General features: G+C 40.2%; 9 protein-coding genes, 11 tRNA genes, 1 riboswitch and 1 other annotated feature. All 20 genes read left to right on the forward strand.

What is annotated here, in order from left to right; translation table 11 throughout:
• Positions 1-18: 18 nt before the first annotated feature.
• The 20 genes from AC3XNE_RS08670 (at position 19) to AC3XNE_RS08765 (ending at position 17336) form a co-directional block, all read left to right on the forward strand.
• A tRNA-Ile gene (locus tag AC3XNE_RS08670) sits at positions 19-92 on the forward strand.
• Between the two features lie 37 nt (positions 93-129).
• Positions 130-219: transfer RNA gene (locus AC3XNE_RS08675), tRNA-Ser, on the forward strand.
• A 10-nt stretch (positions 220-229) separates the two neighbouring features.
• A tRNA-Met gene (locus AC3XNE_RS08680) sits at positions 230-303 on the forward strand.
• Positions 304-306: 3 nt separating this feature from the next.
• Positions 307-380: transfer RNA gene (locus AC3XNE_RS08685), tRNA-Asp, on the forward strand.
• 39 nt (positions 381-419) lie between these two features.
• Positions 420-492: transfer RNA gene (locus tag AC3XNE_RS08690), tRNA-Phe, on the forward strand.
• A gap of 13 nt (positions 493-505) precedes the next feature.
• Positions 506-576, forward strand: a tRNA-Gly gene (locus AC3XNE_RS08695).
• Between the two features lie 19 nt (positions 577-595).
• Positions 596-670 (forward strand) — tRNA-Ile (locus AC3XNE_RS08700).
• Positions 671-673: 3 nt separating this feature from the next.
• A tRNA-Ser gene (locus AC3XNE_RS08705) sits at positions 674-761 on the forward strand.
• A gap of 10 nt (positions 762-771) precedes the next feature.
• Positions 772-843 (forward strand) — tRNA-Glu (locus AC3XNE_RS08710).
• Between the two features lie 18 nt (positions 844-861).
• A tRNA-Met gene (locus AC3XNE_RS08715) sits at positions 862-935 on the forward strand.
• A 6-nt stretch (positions 936-941) separates the two neighbouring features.
• A tRNA-Asp gene (locus tag AC3XNE_RS08720) sits at positions 942-1015 on the forward strand.
• A 163-nt stretch (positions 1016-1178) separates the two neighbouring features.
• A riboswitch (SMK box riboswitch) is annotated at positions 1179-1267 on the forward strand.
• A complete protein-coding gene (metK, locus tag AC3XNE_RS08725; protein ID WP_489831680.1) occupies positions 1265-2455 on the forward strand; it encodes a methionine adenosyltransferase in 1191 nt (396 codons plus the stop codon). (Overlaps the previous riboswitch by 3 nt.)
• Positions 2456-2636: 181 nt before the next feature.
• Complete coding sequence (locus AC3XNE_RS08730; RefSeq protein ID WP_489831681.1) at positions 2637-4862, forward strand: LysM peptidoglycan-binding domain-containing protein; 2226 nt, start codon at positions 2637-2639, stop codon at positions 4860-4862.
• Between the two features lie 55 nt (positions 4863-4917).
• Positions 4918-5119, forward strand: a binding site (T-box leader).
• Positions 5120-5189: 70 nt separating this feature from the next.
• Positions 5190-7601, forward strand: coding sequence for a leucine--tRNA ligase (gene leuS / locus AC3XNE_RS08735; RefSeq protein ID WP_489831682.1), 2412 nt, complete (start codon positions 5190-5192; stop codon positions 7599-7601).
• Positions 7602-7826: 225 nt separating this feature from the next.
• Positions 7827-9488: a putative polysaccharide biosynthesis protein gene (locus AC3XNE_RS08740; protein WP_489831683.1), complete on the forward strand. Its 1662-nt coding sequence runs from the start codon at positions 7827-7829 to the stop codon at positions 9486-9488.
• A 344-nt stretch (positions 9489-9832) separates the two neighbouring features.
• Complete coding sequence (locus tag AC3XNE_RS08745) at positions 9833-11452, forward strand: peptide ABC transporter substrate-binding protein (RefSeq protein ID WP_489831684.1); 1620 nt, start codon at positions 9833-9835, stop codon at positions 11450-11452.
• A 51-nt stretch (positions 11453-11503) separates the two neighbouring features.
• Positions 11504-12346, forward strand: a complete 843-nt coding sequence (locus AC3XNE_RS08750; RefSeq protein ID WP_489831685.1) for a M55 family metallopeptidase — start codon at positions 11504-11506, stop codon at positions 12344-12346.
• Between the two features lie 72 nt (positions 12347-12418).
• Complete coding sequence (locus tag AC3XNE_RS08755) at positions 12419-13306, forward strand: proline iminopeptidase-family hydrolase (protein WP_489831686.1); 888 nt, start codon at positions 12419-12421, stop codon at positions 13304-13306.
• Between the two features lie 191 nt (positions 13307-13497).
• Entirely contained in the window at positions 13498-16077 is a 2580-nt protein-coding gene (locus tag AC3XNE_RS08760; RefSeq protein WP_489831687.1) for a type I restriction-modification system subunit M, read from the forward strand.
• Positions 16077-17336 carry a restriction endonuclease subunit S gene (locus AC3XNE_RS08765; protein ID WP_489831688.1) on the forward strand — a complete coding sequence of 420 codons (1260 nt, stop codon included), beginning with the start codon at positions 16077-16079 and terminating at the stop codon, positions 17334-17336. Before AC3XNE_RS08760 ends, AC3XNE_RS08765 begins: the two co-directional genes overlap by 1 nt.
• Positions 17337-17345: the final 9 nt, after the last annotated feature.

Consider the following 17345-nt stretch of genomic DNA (forward strand, 5'->3'; position numbering starts at 1 on the left):
TTTTTCATACCAGAGCTTGGACCTTTAGCTCAGTTGGTTAGAGCAGACGGCTCATAACCGTCCTGTCGTAGGTTCGAGTCCTACAAGGTCCATAGTTTCAATGGATTTTTATCGTATGAAACTATTTATGGAGGATTACCCAAGTCTGGCTGAAGGGAACGGTCTTGAAAACCGTCAGGTGGGTCATACCACGCAAGAGTTCGAATCTCTTATCCTCCTTTTATATTATCGCGGGATGGAGCAGTCTGGTAGCTCGTCGGGCTCATAACCCGAAGGTCGCAAGTTCAAATCTTGCTCCCGCAATTCGGTCCTATGGTGTAGGGGTTTATCACGCCTGCCTGTCACGCAGGAGATCACCGGTTCAAATCCGGTTAGGACCGCTTAATTTTGAGTCCTATTGACTCAGGTTAAACATTGATGGCTCGGTAGCTCAGTCGGTAGAGCAACGGATTGAAGCTCCGTGTGTCGGCGGTTCGATTCCGTCCCGCGCCATTCATTCTAAAATGCGGGTATAGTTTAGTGGTAAAACCACAGCCTTCCAAGCTGTTGTCGCGAGTTCGATTCTCGTTACCCGCTTACGACTACATGTCGTTATGGGCCTATAGCTCAGCTGGTTTAGAGCGCACGCCTGATAAGCGTGAGGTCGATGGTTCGAGTCCATTTAGGCCCATTTGGAGAAGTACTCAAGTGGCTGAAGAGGCGCCCCTGCTAAGGGTGTAGGTCGGTAAAACGGCGCGAGAGTTCGAATCTCTCCTTCTCCGTATTTGTTATGACCCGTTGGTCAAGTGGTTAAGACACCGCCCTTTCACGGCGGTAACACGGGTTCAAATCCCGTACGGGTCACTTTAATATTTATATTATCGCGGGATGGAGCAGTCTGGTAGCTCGTCGGGCTCATAACCCGAAGGTCGCAAGTTCAAATCTTGCTCCCGCAATTTTTTGGTCCTATGGTGTAGGGGTTTATCACGCCTGCCTGTCACGCAGGAGATCACCGGTTCAAATCCGGTTAGGACCGTTGTGACTATATAAATTTGCCATTCCTTCTGGGAATGGTTTTTTTGTGTAGGAATTGAAAACTACATAGTTGCCTCATCGAATTCGAGTGAATTGACTCTGTCCGTAAAATAGTTTGGTAAGCGTAATAAAGTATACGCCTCAATTTTTTTGTGTTAAGATATTAACGTTACAACTCATTCCCGAAAGGATTCATGTTTTATGAAGATGCCTTGTAACCAATTATTAAAAAGATAGTGGGGGAATTACATTGTCAGAAAGACATTTATTTACTTCAGAGTCAGTCTCTGAAGGACATCCAGATAAGATCGCTGATCAGATCAGTGACGGCATTTTAGATGCCATGCTTGAACAAGATCCAAATGCTCGTGTCGCAGTCGAGACTACTGTTACGACGGGGTTGGTTGTAGTTGTTGGTGAAGTATCGACTTCAGCTTATGTCGATATTCAAAAAGTTACCCGTCAGACGATCAAAGACATTGGTTATGTTGACAATGAATTTGGTTTCGACGGTGATAATTGTGCAGTCATGACAGCTATTGATGAACAGTCACCTGATATTGCTCTCGGTGTAGATACATCGCTCGAGAGCAAAGAAGGGAATTCTGATGCACTTGATTCGATCGGCGCTGGTGACCAAGGAATGATGTTTGGCTATGCAAACAGCGAAACATCAGAATTAATGCCACTGCCTATCATCTTAAGTCATAAGCTCATGCGTAAGATCGCCGATGTGCGGAAGTCTGGTCAGTTAACATATTTAGGGCCGGATGCAAAGGCTCAAGTAACTGTCGAATATGACGACGAAAATCACCCGTATAGGGTCGATACGATCGTTATCTCAACACAACACAAGCCTGATGTTACTCTAGACCAGATCCGTGCTGATGTGTTAGAACACGTGATCAAACAAGTAATCCCAGCTGAATTATTGGATGACGAGACTAAGTATTTTGTTAATCCAACAGGCCGCTTTGTTATTGGTGGACCACAAGGTGATGCTGGTTTGACTGGTAGAAAGATCATCGTAGATACATACGGTGGCTATGCTCATCACGGTGGTGGTGCATTTTCAGGTAAGGATGCTACGAAAGTTGACCGTTCTGCAAGTTATGCAGCACGCTACATCGCTAAAAATATCGTTGCCGCTGGGTTGGCAACTGAGATCGAAGTCCAGTTGGCTTATGCAATCGGTGTTGCTCAGCCCGTATCTGTGTCGGTCAATACATTTGACACAGGCAAAGTTAAGAGCCAAGAATTAGTCGATGCGATTCGTGATGTGTTTGATCTTCGCCCAGAAGGTATCATACAAATGCTTGATCTTCGTCGCCCAATTTACAAACAGACTGCTGCTTATGGTCACTTTGGACGGACAGATATTGACCTGCCTTGGGAACAGACTGATAAAGTTGCAGATCTACAGGCGAAATTTGGTAAGTAATGTTAAAAGAGTAAGTTCAAACAGTCCTTTATGGGCTGTTTTTTAGTGCGAACAATTTTAGTGCATTTTTAACTGGTTCAATGATATAATGTAAGCTGACATAATCATTTTAGAGGGTTGTAATGCATATTAAGAACTTTTTTAGGGAGTTCAGGTTGTGTGGATTTAGGGGGTTAAAAAATTGAAAAAGAGAAAAGACAGAATTGAACAGGAAAAGACACTTCAACTGACCGAAAATTTTAGGTCGGTCAAGAAAGCTACTACATATCTTGGCACCACTGTCATAATGGGGACGGCTGGCATCGGTTTAAGTCGTACCAAAGCTTTGGCTGATTCAACGGTCCAGGTTACAAACGATCAAGCTAATAACAACAATAATAATTCGCAAGAAATAGCGAATAGCTCGGCGTCAACTCAAGGGTCAGCAGCGACCCCACAAAATAATGATCGTAATTCGTCATCTGCCACTACAAATAATACAGCACAGGCAAATCCTACTTATGGTCAAAATAGTGAAAGTGAGAAGTCAAATCAGACTCAGGATACTACTCAAGAGCAGCCTAAAAAGCAGACTGTGTCTGCCCAGGATGCACCAGTTATTTCAGGAAACAATAATGATCTTTTGCGCAGCTCTGTGACGGTTTATCGAAGTCCACAATCTTTTATTTCTGAAATTGCGCCTTCGGCAATGCGAGTAGCACGTCAACGCGGTCTTTATGCTTCAATGATGATCGCGCAGGCGGGTTTAGAAAGTGGTTGGGGTAGCAGTACTTTAGCGACTCAAGCGCATAATTTATTTGGTGTAAAGTGGACTGGAGCCGGCTCTTATGTCCAAATGAAGACTAATGAATTTTATGGCGGTAAAAATCATACGGTTTTGGCTAAATTTCAGAAGTATGGTAGTTACGCCGAAAGTATGAATACTTACGCTAATTTGATAGTAGGGCGTTTTCCTAACTCAACAGCAAAGGCCGCTACTGTAGAACAAGCAGCCGTAAATTTGGCAAATGGCCGTTATGGTACATATGCAACTGATCCAAATTATGCTGCGACATTGAAGAGGATCATCAATACGTACGGCCTTAAACAATATGATAGTAAGTCCAGCTCAGCAGGAAATAATCCATCAACACTGCCTAATTCTAATTCAGGCCAGGATCATCGCCCAAGTAATACAAGTACAGGACAAACCAGTGGACAATATACGGTTAAAGCTGGCGATAATTTATACCGGATCGCTAAAGCTCACGGTATGAGTGTTGCAACTTTGAAGCGGATAAATAACTTGAGCAGTGATAATATTTCTGTTGGCCAAAAGTTGAAACTTAGTGGTTCAGCTTCAAATAATAATGGTAATTCAGGTTCGCAACCTACGAAGCCGAAGCCAACGAAACCCGCACCGTCTAAACCGTCGGCTTCAAACTCGAAGACACATAAGGTTCAAAAACGAGATAGTTTGTGGTCGATCGCACAAAAATATCAAACTAGTGTTGCCAATTTAAGAAGTTGGAATAAATTAAAATCAGATATTATTTACGTTGGCCAAACGCTAAAAGTCGCAGCTCCTGGGAAAAGCAAGCAGTCAAGCCACAGTTCAAAGCCGACTTCCACTAATAAGCCAACTAATAATTCTAACAAGTCCCAAAAGGGCAGTTATACTGTCAAGGCACATGATTCTTTGTGGTCGATCGCTCATTCTCACGGTTTGAGTGTCGCTCAGATCAAAGCGATCAATAAAATGAGTTCTGATCTGATCTATGTTGGCCAAAAGTTAAACTTGAGTAAGCCACAGACAAGTAAGACAAACGCAAATCATGCTTCATCGACTAACAAAGGCAATAAAGGGCAACAACAAACAAACAAGAATAACTCTCGGGGCAGTTATACCGTCAAATCTGGTGATTCCCTATGGTCGATTGCACAGAAACATAATATGTCAATTACGGCCTTAAAGGCGGCAAACAAGTTAACTAGTGACTTGATCAGAGTTGGTCAGAAATTACAAGTCAAAGGTGGCCAGTCTAATGCTGGCAAAAACAAACAGAGTTCTAAGCCAGCATCTACTAGCAAACAAAACAGTGGCACTTACGTCGTAAAGAGCAATGATAGTTTGTGGTCGATCGCTAATGCGCATAATATTACGATTTCTAAGTTACGGCAGTTGAATCATTTGACAGGCAGCGTGATCTATATCGGCCAAACTTTGAAAGTCCAAGGACGTTCTTCGGTCAATAAGACACATTCTACAAAAAATGCTACTACGAAAAAGAGCGCATATATAGTACAGTCCCATGATTCTTTGTGGCGGATCGCAACCAGAAATAAGATGACAGTTAACCAGCTGAAGTCCTTGAACCATCTCGTTTCTGATACGATCTATGTGGGACAGAAATTAAAATTAAAATAACACAAGTTGATTCGGCTATTGCATTAAAAAATTTGATTTGCTATAGTTATAGTTAATATTAACGTTGAGAAGGATCAGTAAAGCTGAGCGGTGTAACAGAGAGTGTGCGGTTGGTGTGAGCACAATGCTTATCAGTTTGAACTCACCTTTGAGTTTCTTGTTGAATGAAGTAAACAAGGACGGTATTTCCCGTTATGAAATCGAGTGTCGGCAATTTGTCGAAAATTAGGTGGTACCGCGAGTGATTCGTCCTATACATTTCTCCTTTGGAGAAGTATGTATAGGACTTTTTTTATTTTAACAAATAGGAAAGGAAGTCTTTGATCAATGGCTTACGATCATAAACAAATTGAAAAAAAGTGGCAGAATTATTGGGCTGAACACGAGACCTTCAAAACAACAGAAGATCCGAAAAAGAAAAACTATTATGCATTGGATATGTTTCCCTATCCATCTGGGCAAGGTTTGCATGTGGGTCATCCGGAAGGTTATACAGCAACAGATATCGTTGCTCGGATGAAACGGATGCAAGGTTACAATGTTTTGCACCCAATGGGCTGGGATGCTTTTGGTTTACCAGCAGAACAGTATGCTTTGAATACTGGTCATTCTCCACGTGAATTTACTAAAGCTAATATCGAGAATTTTCGGCGACAGATCAAGTCGCTTGGACTTTCTTATGATTGGAGCCGTGAGATCAACACAACAGATCCTAGTTATTATAAGTGGACGCAGTGGATCTTTGAACAATTGTATAAAAAGGGCTTGGCTTACGAAGCAGAAGTTCCCGTGAACTGGAGTCCAGATCTGGGTACAGTTGTCGCTAACGAAGAAGTTATCGACGGCAAGACAGAACGTGGGGGCTTTCCTGTCGTTCATAAGCCAATGCGTCAGTGGGTCTTGAAGATCACTGCTTATGCAGACCGGCTGATCGATGATCTTGATGACCTTGACTGGCCAGAAGCGATCAAGGAACAGCAACGCAACTGGATCGGTCGTTCGATCGGAGCTTCGATCCGTTTCAGGGTTGCTGGTCATGAGGATGAGATCGAAGTTTTCACTACCCGTCCCGATACGATTTTTGGTGCAGCATGTATGGTCTTGGCACCGGAACATGAACTTGTCAAAAAGTTGACGACTCCAGAACAAAAAGAAGCCGTTGAGAGTTATGTGGCCGAAGTTTCACATAAGTCTGATTTGGAACGGACTGACTTAGCTAAGAATAAAACTGGTGTCTTTACCGGGAGTTACGTGATCAATCCTGCTAACGGGCAGAAGGTCCAGATCTGGATCGCCGACTATGTTTTGGCTTCTTACGGAACTGGTGCTATCATGGTCGTACCAGCACACGACGAACGTGATTACGAATTCGCAAAGAAGTTTGACTTACCGATCACGCCAGTCATCGAAGGCGGAGACATTACTAAAGAAGCATATGTAGGCGACGGGAAACATATTAACTCAGATTTTTTGAATGGTCTGGGTAAACAAGAAGCTATCGATAAAATGATCGATTGGCTCAATGAAAAGAAGATCGGTGAGAAGAAGGTCAATTATCGTTTACGTGACTGGTTGTTTTCTCGTCAAAGATACTGGGGTGAGCCTATTCCTGTGATCCATTGGGAAGATGGGGAAACTTCCTTAGTGCCAGAAGATCAATTACCATTGCTTTTGCCAAGAACTAAAGATATCAAACCTTCCGGTACGGGTGAAAGCCCGTTGGCTAACTTGACTGATTGGGTCAATGTCGTTGAAAATGGGCGTAGAGGTAAACGTGAAACTAACACTATGCCGCAATGGGCTGGCAGTTCATGGTACTTCTTACGTTATGTTGATCCAACCAACGAAGATGCCTTGGCAGATTATGACAAATTAAAGCAGTGGATGTCGGTCGACCTCTACGTTGGTGGCGCTGAACACGCAGTTTTGCATCTGCTTTATGCTCGCTTCTGGCATAAATTCTTGTATGATATCGGAGTCGTTCCAACCAAGGAACCATTCCAGAAGCTGGTCAACCAGGGAATGATCTTGGGAAATAACCATGAAAAGATGTCCAAGTCCAAAGGTAATGTCGTCAATCCAGATGATATCGTTGATCAGTATGGTGCCGATACTTTACGTTTGTATGAAATGTTCATGGGCCCGCTTGACGCCTCGATCGCATGGAGTGAAGATGGCTTGAATGGGGCACATAAGTTTATCAAACGTGTCTGGAACTTATTGATCGATGACGAAGGTGAACTGCGTGATCGTGTAACTACGATCAATGATCATAAGCTAGACAAGGTCTATAATCAGACTGTTAAGAAAGTTACTGAAGACTTTACGGAATTGCATTTCAACACTGCAATTTCTTCTCTGATGGTGTTTGTTAATGAATGCTATAAGCAAGATTCTTTGCCATTGGAATATATGGAAGGCTTTGTCAAAATGATGGCGCCGGTCACACCGCATATTGCTGAAGAGTTGTGGTCCAGACTGGGACGTGTCGGAACTATCACTTATGCTCAATGGCCAACATATGATGACAGCCTGTTAGTTGATAATTCAGTGCAGATCGTGGTTCAGGTCAACGGAAAGATCCGCCAGCATCTTGAAATTGAACGTGATACTTCAAGGGATAAAATGCAAGAACTGGCTTTGGCTGACGACAAGGTCAAGGAAGAATTGGCTGATAAAGAGGTCAAGAAAGTTATCGCTGTACCAAACAAACTTGTTAATATCGTAATTGGAAAATAGAAAGTTTGCACAAAAATAAGCATGAAATGGAAGTACTTGCGGGTGCTTCCATTTTTTTGGACGAATTTTCTTTATTATTTCATAATCTTTGCCGGAAACAATTGCTAATGACCGGCAATTTCTATAAAATGGTTGTGAATATAAATTTAATGTTATTTATAAAAAGTCAGCATTGCTTTTGTGAAGGTAATGTCAAAATACCAAAAAGAAAGCAGGTTTATTTTGATGAGTGAACGCAAGGTCCAGTCAAGTGAAGAGCAGCTCAAACCAGCTGGATCTGAACCTACTGCTAAAGAAAAGATGTTAAAAGGGTCCGCGTGGATGACGGCGGGCAGTATTTTTTCAAGAATTTTAGGAGCAATTTATATCATTCCTTGGTATGGTTGGTTTGGCAGTGACAAACTGCAAGCCAACGCTTTGTATACAAAAGGATATACTGTTTATAGTTTGTTTATTATGATCGCTACGGCTGGGATCCCATCCGCAGTGGCAAAGCAAGTTTCGCATTACAATTCGTTAAATGAATATCAAGTCGGTCGTCGCCTGTTTAAAAAGACGTTGCTCTTGATGCTAGGTCTAGGTGTTTTTTCGGCGGGGCTTTTATGGATCATTTCCCCCTGGATCTCACAGGGAGATCCGAGAATGGTACCGATCTATCGCTCGTTGTCTTTGGCATTGATCTTGATACCAGTCATGAGCTTGGCACGGGGATTCTTTCAAGGTTACCAAGACATGGCCCCTTCAGCGATCTCCCAGCTGATCGAACAAGTCGTACGCATTGTTTATATGTTAGCCGCTACATATTTGATCATGAAGGTTTTAAATGGTCATTATGAATTAGGTGTTGTTCATTCAACTCTCGGTGCCTTTTTCGGGGCGATCGGCGGGATCGTCTTGCTAGTTTTTTACTATTTAAAACAGCGGACAAAGTTTGATAACTTAGCAAATAGTAGTGCGAATGTGATCGATGTTTCGGATGGTGAATTGATCAAAGAGATCATCTATCAATCCATCCCGTTTATTTTTATCAGTATTTCAATGACTTTGTATAATTTGTTTGACCAGTATACTTTCCAGCCGATCATGCAGAAGGTCACGAATTTTACCCTAGATAGTATCAATGCTCAGTATGCCTTGTTCGCAGGGAATGCTAATAAGCTGGTAATGATCATCGTTTCACTGGCGATCGCGATGGCGTCCACTGCGATCCCACTTTTATCAGAGTTTGTCACAAAAGGCGACCAACAAGGTACTCGCGATCAGGTTACCGATACTTTAGAGCTGTTTTTCTTTATTATGTTACCAGCATCACTGGGAATGGCCGCTGTTGCCCGTCCGCTATATGTTTTGTTTTATTCCTACGAGCATATGGGAGTTTACATCATGAGCGTTTCGGCCTACACTGCATTAGCGCTTGGCTTGTTTTCATTGATGGCCTCTGTTTTGCAAGGGGTCTATCGCAATAAAATAGCGATCAAATATACGATCGTGGGTCTGGTGATCAAGTTGATCTTGCAAGTGCCGATGACAGTCTGGCTGCATGGTTATGGTCCGGTGCTCGCTACGGGGATCGGGACTGCTGTTTCAGGTATTTTGATGATTCGGTATCTTTACTATGAATTTGGTTTAGATCTCGAGCGTTTAATGAAGAGATTCAATCAGGTCATGACCTTTTCCTTGATCATGTTTGTGGTCGTTTTAGCGATCGTCTTTGGTTTAGGGTTATTTCTCAGTAAGTATAGCCGTTTCATGGCCGTGGTTGTACTGATCTTCGCCGTCGGTGGCGGTGCTTATGTTTATGCCTGGTTAACTTTGAAGACAAGAGTTGCTGACAAGGTGCTAGGTTCAAAAGCTGGGTCACTGAGAAGATTGTTGCATGTTAAATAATATGATAATAGAAATAAAGCGAGTCTTGCTGATGAAGTGAGACTCGCTTTTTTAGTAGTATCCAACGTTTTATATGTAAATAAAGTAAAGGCAACCCTTTTTTTGTCGCAAAATAATGAGCAGAATACTTAGAAAAAGTTAATCATGTTAACAAAAGGGAGGATGAAAAGATTTCGTTATGCAAACGGATTATTTCTTATAACCACCCTAGTTAATGGCTTTGAAACTAAAAAATCATTTCGCTAGAAAATAAATATCTAATTAAAATAATTAAAAAAACGTAAAAATATAGATTGACTTATTTAATTTACTGTGTAGAATTTTATAAAAAAGGGGGGAGTTTTATGTTAAAAAGAACAAAATTAGCCGCATCTATTTTTACCCTTGCTTCATTAGCTTTATTGATCAGCGGTTGTGGTTCTAAAAAGAATGATTCACAAGGAAAAACACTTAATGTTGCCACTAACGCCGAACTTTCTACGATCGACATGTCACTTGCGATGGATAATACTTCTTCGGACGTCGCGGAACAGGTCGGTGAAGGGTTGTATGATTTTACATCTAAGGGCGATATCAAGCCAGCACTAGCCACCAACCAGCCAAAAGCTACTGACAACGGGAAAAAATATGTCTTTAACTTACGTAAAAATGCAAAATGGAGTAATGGTAAGCCGGTTACAGCCAAAGACTTTGTGTATTCTTGGCGAAGAACGGTCGATCCAAAAACCAAATCTCCCCAAAGTTATTATTTTGATGGGGTCAAAAACTATCAAAAGATCTCTAACGGCAAACTTGCGCCTTCTACGTTAGGGATCAAGGCTGTTGGTAGATATAAACTAGTCGTGACCTTAGACAGGGCTATGCCATATTTTCCATCAATTTTAGCTGTTTCTGCTTCATTTCCACTGTATCAACCGTATGTTGAAAAACAAGGGAAAAAATACGGAACAGATGCAAAGCATACCCTTTATAATGGCGCATTTACTTTGAAGGGTTGGACAGGATCTAACGACACATGGTCTTATGTTAAAAACAAGCATTATTGGAATGCCAAAAATGTTAAGTTGAATAAGGTCAACGTGAAAGTATATAAGACTGAGCAGACGGCGATCCAGCAATACCAAGCTAAAAAGATCCAATTTGCACAGATATCCGGTTCGACAGTTAAGAATATGAAGAAAAATAAGGATCTATTTGTCCGTAAAATTCCAGGCACACAATATTTAGAGTTTAATACCAAGAATAAATTATTTGCTAATCAAAAAATTCGCCAGGCCCTAGCCATGGCAGTTGATTCACCAAGGCTGACTAACCACGTTTTACAAGATAAGTCGTTACCGGCAACAGGCTACGTTCCCTTTGGCTTCAAGAATGAAAAAACTGGCCAGGACTTCGCTAAAAAAGCAGGGCAACTTGTGAAAAATGACAAGAAACAAGCACAAAAGCTGTGGGCGGAAGGACTGCAGGAGCTTGGTATGACTTCTGCCAAATTTACTATACTGTCAAGCAACACAGAAACCGGTAAACAAGTCGATGAATATCTGCAGTCGCAGTATGAAACAACTTTTAAGAATTTATCCGTTTCTATTTCCGCTGTTCCATTTAACAGTCGTTTAAGTAAGCAAAAGAGCGGTGACTTTGATGTTGTTCAGAGCGGTTGGACTCCAGTTTATGCAGACCCAACTGATTTCTTAAACCTCTTTACCACTCATAATAATAACAATGATGGTAAATGGTCCAATAGTCGATACGATCAGTTGATCAAAGATGCTAATGATAAATATGCTTTAAAACCGCAAGAACGGTGGAACAACTTACAAGAAGCAAATAAGATCGTAGTTCAAGAGGCACCTGTGGCTCCTCTAAATTATCTTTCACAAGTGTATTTGATCGATCCACATGTCAAAGGCATGATGATGGGCCCATTGGGACAACCGTATTATAAAGATGTTTCATATCAGTAAGGGTACGGTTTGAAAGCAGAAACTTAGTTTTATGAATGGAGGATCTATTTAATGAAAATTTTTATTTCAACAGATATTGAGGGTATTGCAGGTATTGTAGATTTCGATATGGAACATGACGACTCTGAAATTTTCCGTGATCTCTATAACCAACAAGTAGAATGGGTCTTAGAAGGGATCCAACAGTCTAGTAAAAATGATGAAATTGATGAAATAGTCATTGCAGACTCGCATGCCAAAGGCAATAACCTTTCCTATAACCGTTTGTCTAACTGTGATGAACGCATCAGTTTAATTAATGGTTGGCCTCGTCCAGAGTATATGATGAGCACACTGGACAAAAGTTTTGATCAGATCTTTTTTGTAGGCTATCACTCTGGGATCGGCAAACAAGCAGGTAATATGGACCACGGTTATAGCGCTAGAGTAGCGTATAAAATTTGGATCAATGAATTGTACCAAAACGAAACTACGATCAATGCCGCTTATGCAGCTGAGATCGGTGTTCCCGTTACTTTAATAGTCGGCGACTCTGGCTTGCGTGAACAATTGATCGAAGAGAAAATGTTCCCTCAGGTCAAATTCGTAGAAACTAAAAAGTCTCTTTCACGTTATGCTGCATGGAGTTATTCAAGAAAAAAAGTTAGAGAGGATACAATTTCAGCTGTAAAAGAAGTATTAGCTGATACTGAAGAAGAAACTAAACTGTTGAAATACAAAACTCCAACTGAACTAAAAATGCAAGTTTACACTACTGCTCAGGCAGATACGATTGCCCAATTACCTGCCGTTAAAAGGTTAGATGGGCGGACGATCTCGGCTCACGTAGATAGTATGCACGATGCGCTTAATACCATTTTAGCCATGGTTGCCTTAGGTGGGACTCAGAATTGATCTGCTAACTTGTAAATATAATTTATATAAAGTTTTGACCTTTACAAATATATAAAACGAAGGAAGAAGCATATGATCGAACCTGAAGTTAAAATATTGACCCTCAACAATGGATATCACTTGTGGACGCAGAAGTTAGGACAAGGCAAGCACAAGATACTTTGTTTGCATGGTGGACCTGGCTCAGATCACGAGTTATTTGACGGTTTCGGCCAAGGCTTGGCTGATTATGATGTCGAAGTTTATATGTACGATCAGCTAGGCTCCTATTATTCTGAACACCCGGATTTTTCACAGCAAGACAACGTAGAAAAATATGCGAACATAGGCTATTTTGTCGATGAAGTCGAGGAAGTTCGCAAGTTACTCGGATTAGAAAACTTTTTCTTGTTAGGTCATTCCTGGGGCGGGGTCCTTGTTCAAGAGTATGCTCTGAAGTACGGAGAAGCTTTGCAAGGAATAATTATTAGTGACATGACTGATGACATTGGGAGTTATGTAAAAAATATCAATCGTGAACGTGAAGAACTACTAGGCTCGAAGGAAGTTGCCTTCATGGGAGATTGCGAGGCTCGTCAAGATTACACTGACCCTCGTTATCGTAATAATATAGAGTTGCTTAACCGAAAATATATTATGAAACGCCCAGAGAATGCATCTAAACATGTGATCAGTACAAAAAATAATTTTCTCTACAACTATTTCCAAGGAGATAACGAGTTTGTTGTAAAAGGTGCTCTTTTTGGTTGGAGTGTTCAAGACAGGATCAAAGACATCACGGTCCCTTGTTGTTTGATTTTTGGAGATGACGATTCAATGGATCTTGGAGAAGTAGCTCGCATGGAAGAACGTATCCCTGACAGCAAATTGCACATTATTTCTGATGCTGCGCATTGTTCAATGATCGACAACCCAGATGAATATTTTGCTGTGCTGGGAGAGTTTCTTAGATCACATTAATTTCAATTTAGACATAAAATGTTACTGTTTTGAAATTGTAGACAATTACAACCTATAGAAATATTATAAAAACTTGATTTACATACTGTGTGGAAATCAAGTTTTTATTTGAATTTTTGCTAGAAATGCTAGAATAGAAAATAGTTACATTACATAAAAATGTTTTCAAACTAACTATTGGAGGAACTACAGTGATAACTTCAGAAGAAATAAAACGCCGTTTATGGAATGGGGCCAATGATCTCCGAGGCTCGATGGATGCTAGCCGTTACAAGGATTACATGTTAGGACTAATGTTTTACAAGTTTTTAAGTGATAAAACTTTGGAAACCTTTCGAACATCAGCGGGTTTATCTAAAGATGTCGATCTTGTTAAAGAATATGAACAGAATTATGAACAATTAGGCGATACTTTAACTGGTATGATCCAAGACGTGCTAGGCTACTATGTTTTACCTGATCACTTGTATCAATCATGGGTCAAAGATATTCGCAATGGTGATTTTGAGCTACAAAAGGTGATGGATAGTCTTAATTCATTTGAACGCAATATTGCTATTAAAGGCGATGCAGATGACTTTAAGGGTCTTTTTTCGACCTCTATCATTGATTTAACTGATTCTGCTTTAGGTAGTGACCTTAACAAACGTAGTAGAAATATTAAAGACTTGATCCTTCTTTTTGCTGACCTCAATATGGTCGATCTGCAAGATGGCGATGTTTTAGGTGACGCCTATGAATACTTGATCGGTCAATTTGCATCCAACGCTGGTAAAAAGGCGGGAGAATTTTATACGCCAAGCCAGGTCAGCGAAGTTTTGGCACAGATCGTGACCAAGTCATCTAAAATCAAGTCGATCTATGACCCAACTGTTGGTTCTGGTTCTTTACTATTAACAGTCGGCAAACATTTATCTAAGAATGAGCAACGTGATCTGCACTATTATGGTCAAGAATACATCACAGAAACATATAATTTAACAAGAATGAACCTCTTACTGCACGGCGTTCGTCCTGAAAAAATGGATATTAGAAACGCCAATACTTTAGCGCAAGATTGGCCTGAAGATCCGGAACGGCCTGATGAAGGCGTGCAGTTTGATGCTGTAGTTATGAATCCACCGTATTCTGATCAAAAGTGGAATAAACGGGAAGATAAACCTTTAAAAGTCAGCGATCCTCGTTTTGCTGATTTTGGGGTCTTGCCACCGGATTCTAAAGGTGATTTTGCATATTTGATGCATGGTTTATATCATTTGGGGCAAAAAGGAACGATGGGGATCGTTTTACCTCATGGCGTTTTGTTTCGTGGCGGAACTGAAGGAGAGATCCGAAAACGCTTGCTAGATAAAAATTACATCGATGCAGTAATTGGCCTACCAAGTAACATGTTTACTAATAAGGGTATCCCTGTTTGTGTCATGATCTTGAAGAAGGACCGCGATTTATCAGCACCCGTATTGCTGATCGATTCTTCAGAAAATTTTGTCAAAATGAACAAGCAAAACGTTTTGCGTGAAAAAGATATTGCTCAGATAGTTGATACTTTCGTGAATAAGACTGAAACTAAAGGCTATAGTCATTTAGCCAGTCGTGACGAAATCATTGCTAATGAATATAATTTGAATATTCCCCGCTATGTGGAAACGTTAGATACTGAGATCCCACAGGATGTTGATGCTCATCTATTGGGTGGCATTCCGACTAAAAATATTGCTGATTTAAAAGTCCTAAACTCAATTGTGAAAGACGTTTTGGATGAAGCATTAACGCCGATTAGAGACGGATACGTCAAATTAAATAAATCAGTGGCGGATTTAACTGATGATGTTTTGGCAGATCAACGTGTCAAAAACAAATCAGCTGAACTTGAAGCTAAAGTTAAAGAATATTTGGATGAATATTGGCAAAAGTTGACCACGGTAGATAGTGAAACGGAATTGGAAGACCTTCGCGAAGCAATGTTAGCCGATATGAAACGTATTTTAACTGAGTTTGATAGTCTGGACATTTACAGTGGTTACCAAATTATTGCGGAAATATGGAAGGATACTCTGTCGCATGATTTAGAATTGATTGCTGGACTTGGTTTTTATAACGCCGGCAGGACTCGTGAGCCTAATATGGTGACCAGGGGTTCCGGAGCAAACAAACATGAAGAACAATCTGGCTGGGTCGGTGCGATCGTTCCTAATGATTTAATTGCACAGAATTTATATACAGACCAAGTTCAGGCAATCGAAGACCATAAAAACCAATTAACTGAAACTGAAGGAAACTTAAGTGAGTTAGTCGAAGCTGCCAAAGTAGAAGACAGCGACGAAAACAATATATTGTATGAATCGGTCAAGAAAAATAAAGATGATGAACCACAAGATTCCTTTGATAACAAGAAAATAAAGGCTGAACTTAAAGCAGCAGCTAAAGGTTCAACAGAATATGACTTACTACACAAAGTTTCTGATTTGATCAGTCAAAAGTCCAAATTTAACACTGCAATCAAAAAAGAGCAGAAAGAACTTGATGAGGCAGTTTACGAGCGTATCGAACAGTTAACTGATGAAGAGGTCGATAGTTTGGTTTATGAAAAATGGTTTGGTGGACTAAAAGAATCAATGGTCAACCTAGTGCAGGAACCTTTGAAAGCTGACTTGCAAACTTTAGACACCTTAAATTCACGATACGCTACGACTTTGTCTGACTTGGAAGATGAAACCAAGAAGGTTGAAAATGAATTTGAGAGCTTGTTAAGTGAATTGGTGGTGAAATAATGACCGATAAACAAAAAAATGTACCATATCGACGCTTTAAAGAGTTCGAAAATGCGGATGCTTGGGAACGGCGAAAGCTTGGAGAACTTGGTTCAGTTGCAATGAACAAACGTATTTTCAAAAATCAAACTTCTAAATTTGGGGAGGTTCCATTTTACAAAATTGGTACATTTGGTAAAAAAGCAGATTCATATATTACTCAAAAATTATTTAAAGAGTACAAGCAAAAATATCCTTTTCCTGAAGTAGGTGATGTTTTAATTTCGGCTTCGGGAAGTATAGGGCGAACTATAACTTATAAAGGACAAGACGAATATTTTCAAGATAGCAACATCGTATGGCTTAATCATGACGGAAAATTGAATAATAAGTTTTTAAAGCAATTCTATTTAATTGTCAAATGGCAAGGACTTGAAGGGAGTACAATAAAACGACTATATAACAAAAATATTTTAAATACTAAAATCCGTGTTCCCACTCCCAAAGAACAGCAAGCAATTGGAGATTTTTTTGATCAATTAGACCACCTTATCGCCCTTCATCAACGTAAGTATGATAAGTTAAAAAAATTAAAGTCGGCTTATTTGTCAGAAATGTTTCCTGCTAAAGGAGAGCGTAAGCCTAAACGAAGATTTCCTGGATTTGCTGATGCTTGGGAACAGCGAAAGTTCTCTGAAATATTTGATTACAATGTCTCTAATAATACAATTTCACGTAGTGGGTTAAATTATGAAACAGGTAAAGTTAAAAATATTCATTATGGTGATATTTTAGTCAAATTTGGACCAATCTTAAATATCAGCAACAACGATATTCCGTTTCTAACAAATGTTGAACCTGAAGAATACAAGTCTCAATTGCTACGTAACGGTGACATAGTAATAGCAGATACTGCCGAAGATGAAACTGCTGGTAAAGCACTTGAGCTGACAGGAATTCAAGAAGATTATGTAGTTTCAGGACTTCACACAATAGTAGCCAGACCAAATAAAAAGTTCGCCAGAAATTATTTGGGTTATTACTTAAATTCACCTAGCTATCATAAAAAGTTGCTTCCCTTAATGCAGGGAATAAAGGTATTATCATTAAATAAAGCAAATATTGCTAAAACGAAGGTTATATTCCCCAAAGAATTAGAAGAACAAAAAAGAATAGGATACTTTTTCGACCAACTAGACCACTTTATCACTCTTCATCAGCAACAGTTAGAAAAATTGAAAAGTTTGAAGCAAGCATACTTAAATGAGATGTTCGTCTAAATTTAGCGT

This window comes from Ligilactobacillus sp. JN-6 (Y).1, assembly GCF_058111525.1.

What these genes read in the sequence shown, in the direction of transcription:
- leuS (WP_489831682.1), top strand. Translation starts at nt 5,190, where the DNA reads ATGGCTTACGATCATAAACAAATTGAAAAAAAGTGGCAGAATTATTGG.
- AC3XNE_RS08740 (WP_489831683.1), top strand. Translation starts at nt 7,827, where the DNA reads ATGAGTGAACGCAAGGTCCAGTCAAGTGAAGAGCAGCTCAAACCAGCT.
- AC3XNE_RS08745 (WP_489831684.1), top strand. Translation starts at nt 9,833, where the DNA reads ATGTTAAAAAGAACAAAATTAGCCGCATCTATTTTTACCCTTGCTTCA.
- AC3XNE_RS08750 (WP_489831685.1), top strand. Translation starts at nt 11,504, where the DNA reads ATGAAAATTTTTATTTCAACAGATATTGAGGGTATTGCAGGTATTGTA.
- AC3XNE_RS08755 (WP_489831686.1), top strand. Translation starts at nt 12,419, where the DNA reads ATGATCGAACCTGAAGTTAAAATATTGACCCTCAACAATGGATATCAC.
- AC3XNE_RS08765 (WP_489831688.1), top strand. Translation starts at nt 16,077, where the DNA reads ATGACCGATAAACAAAAAAATGTACCATATCGACGCTTTAAAGAGTTC.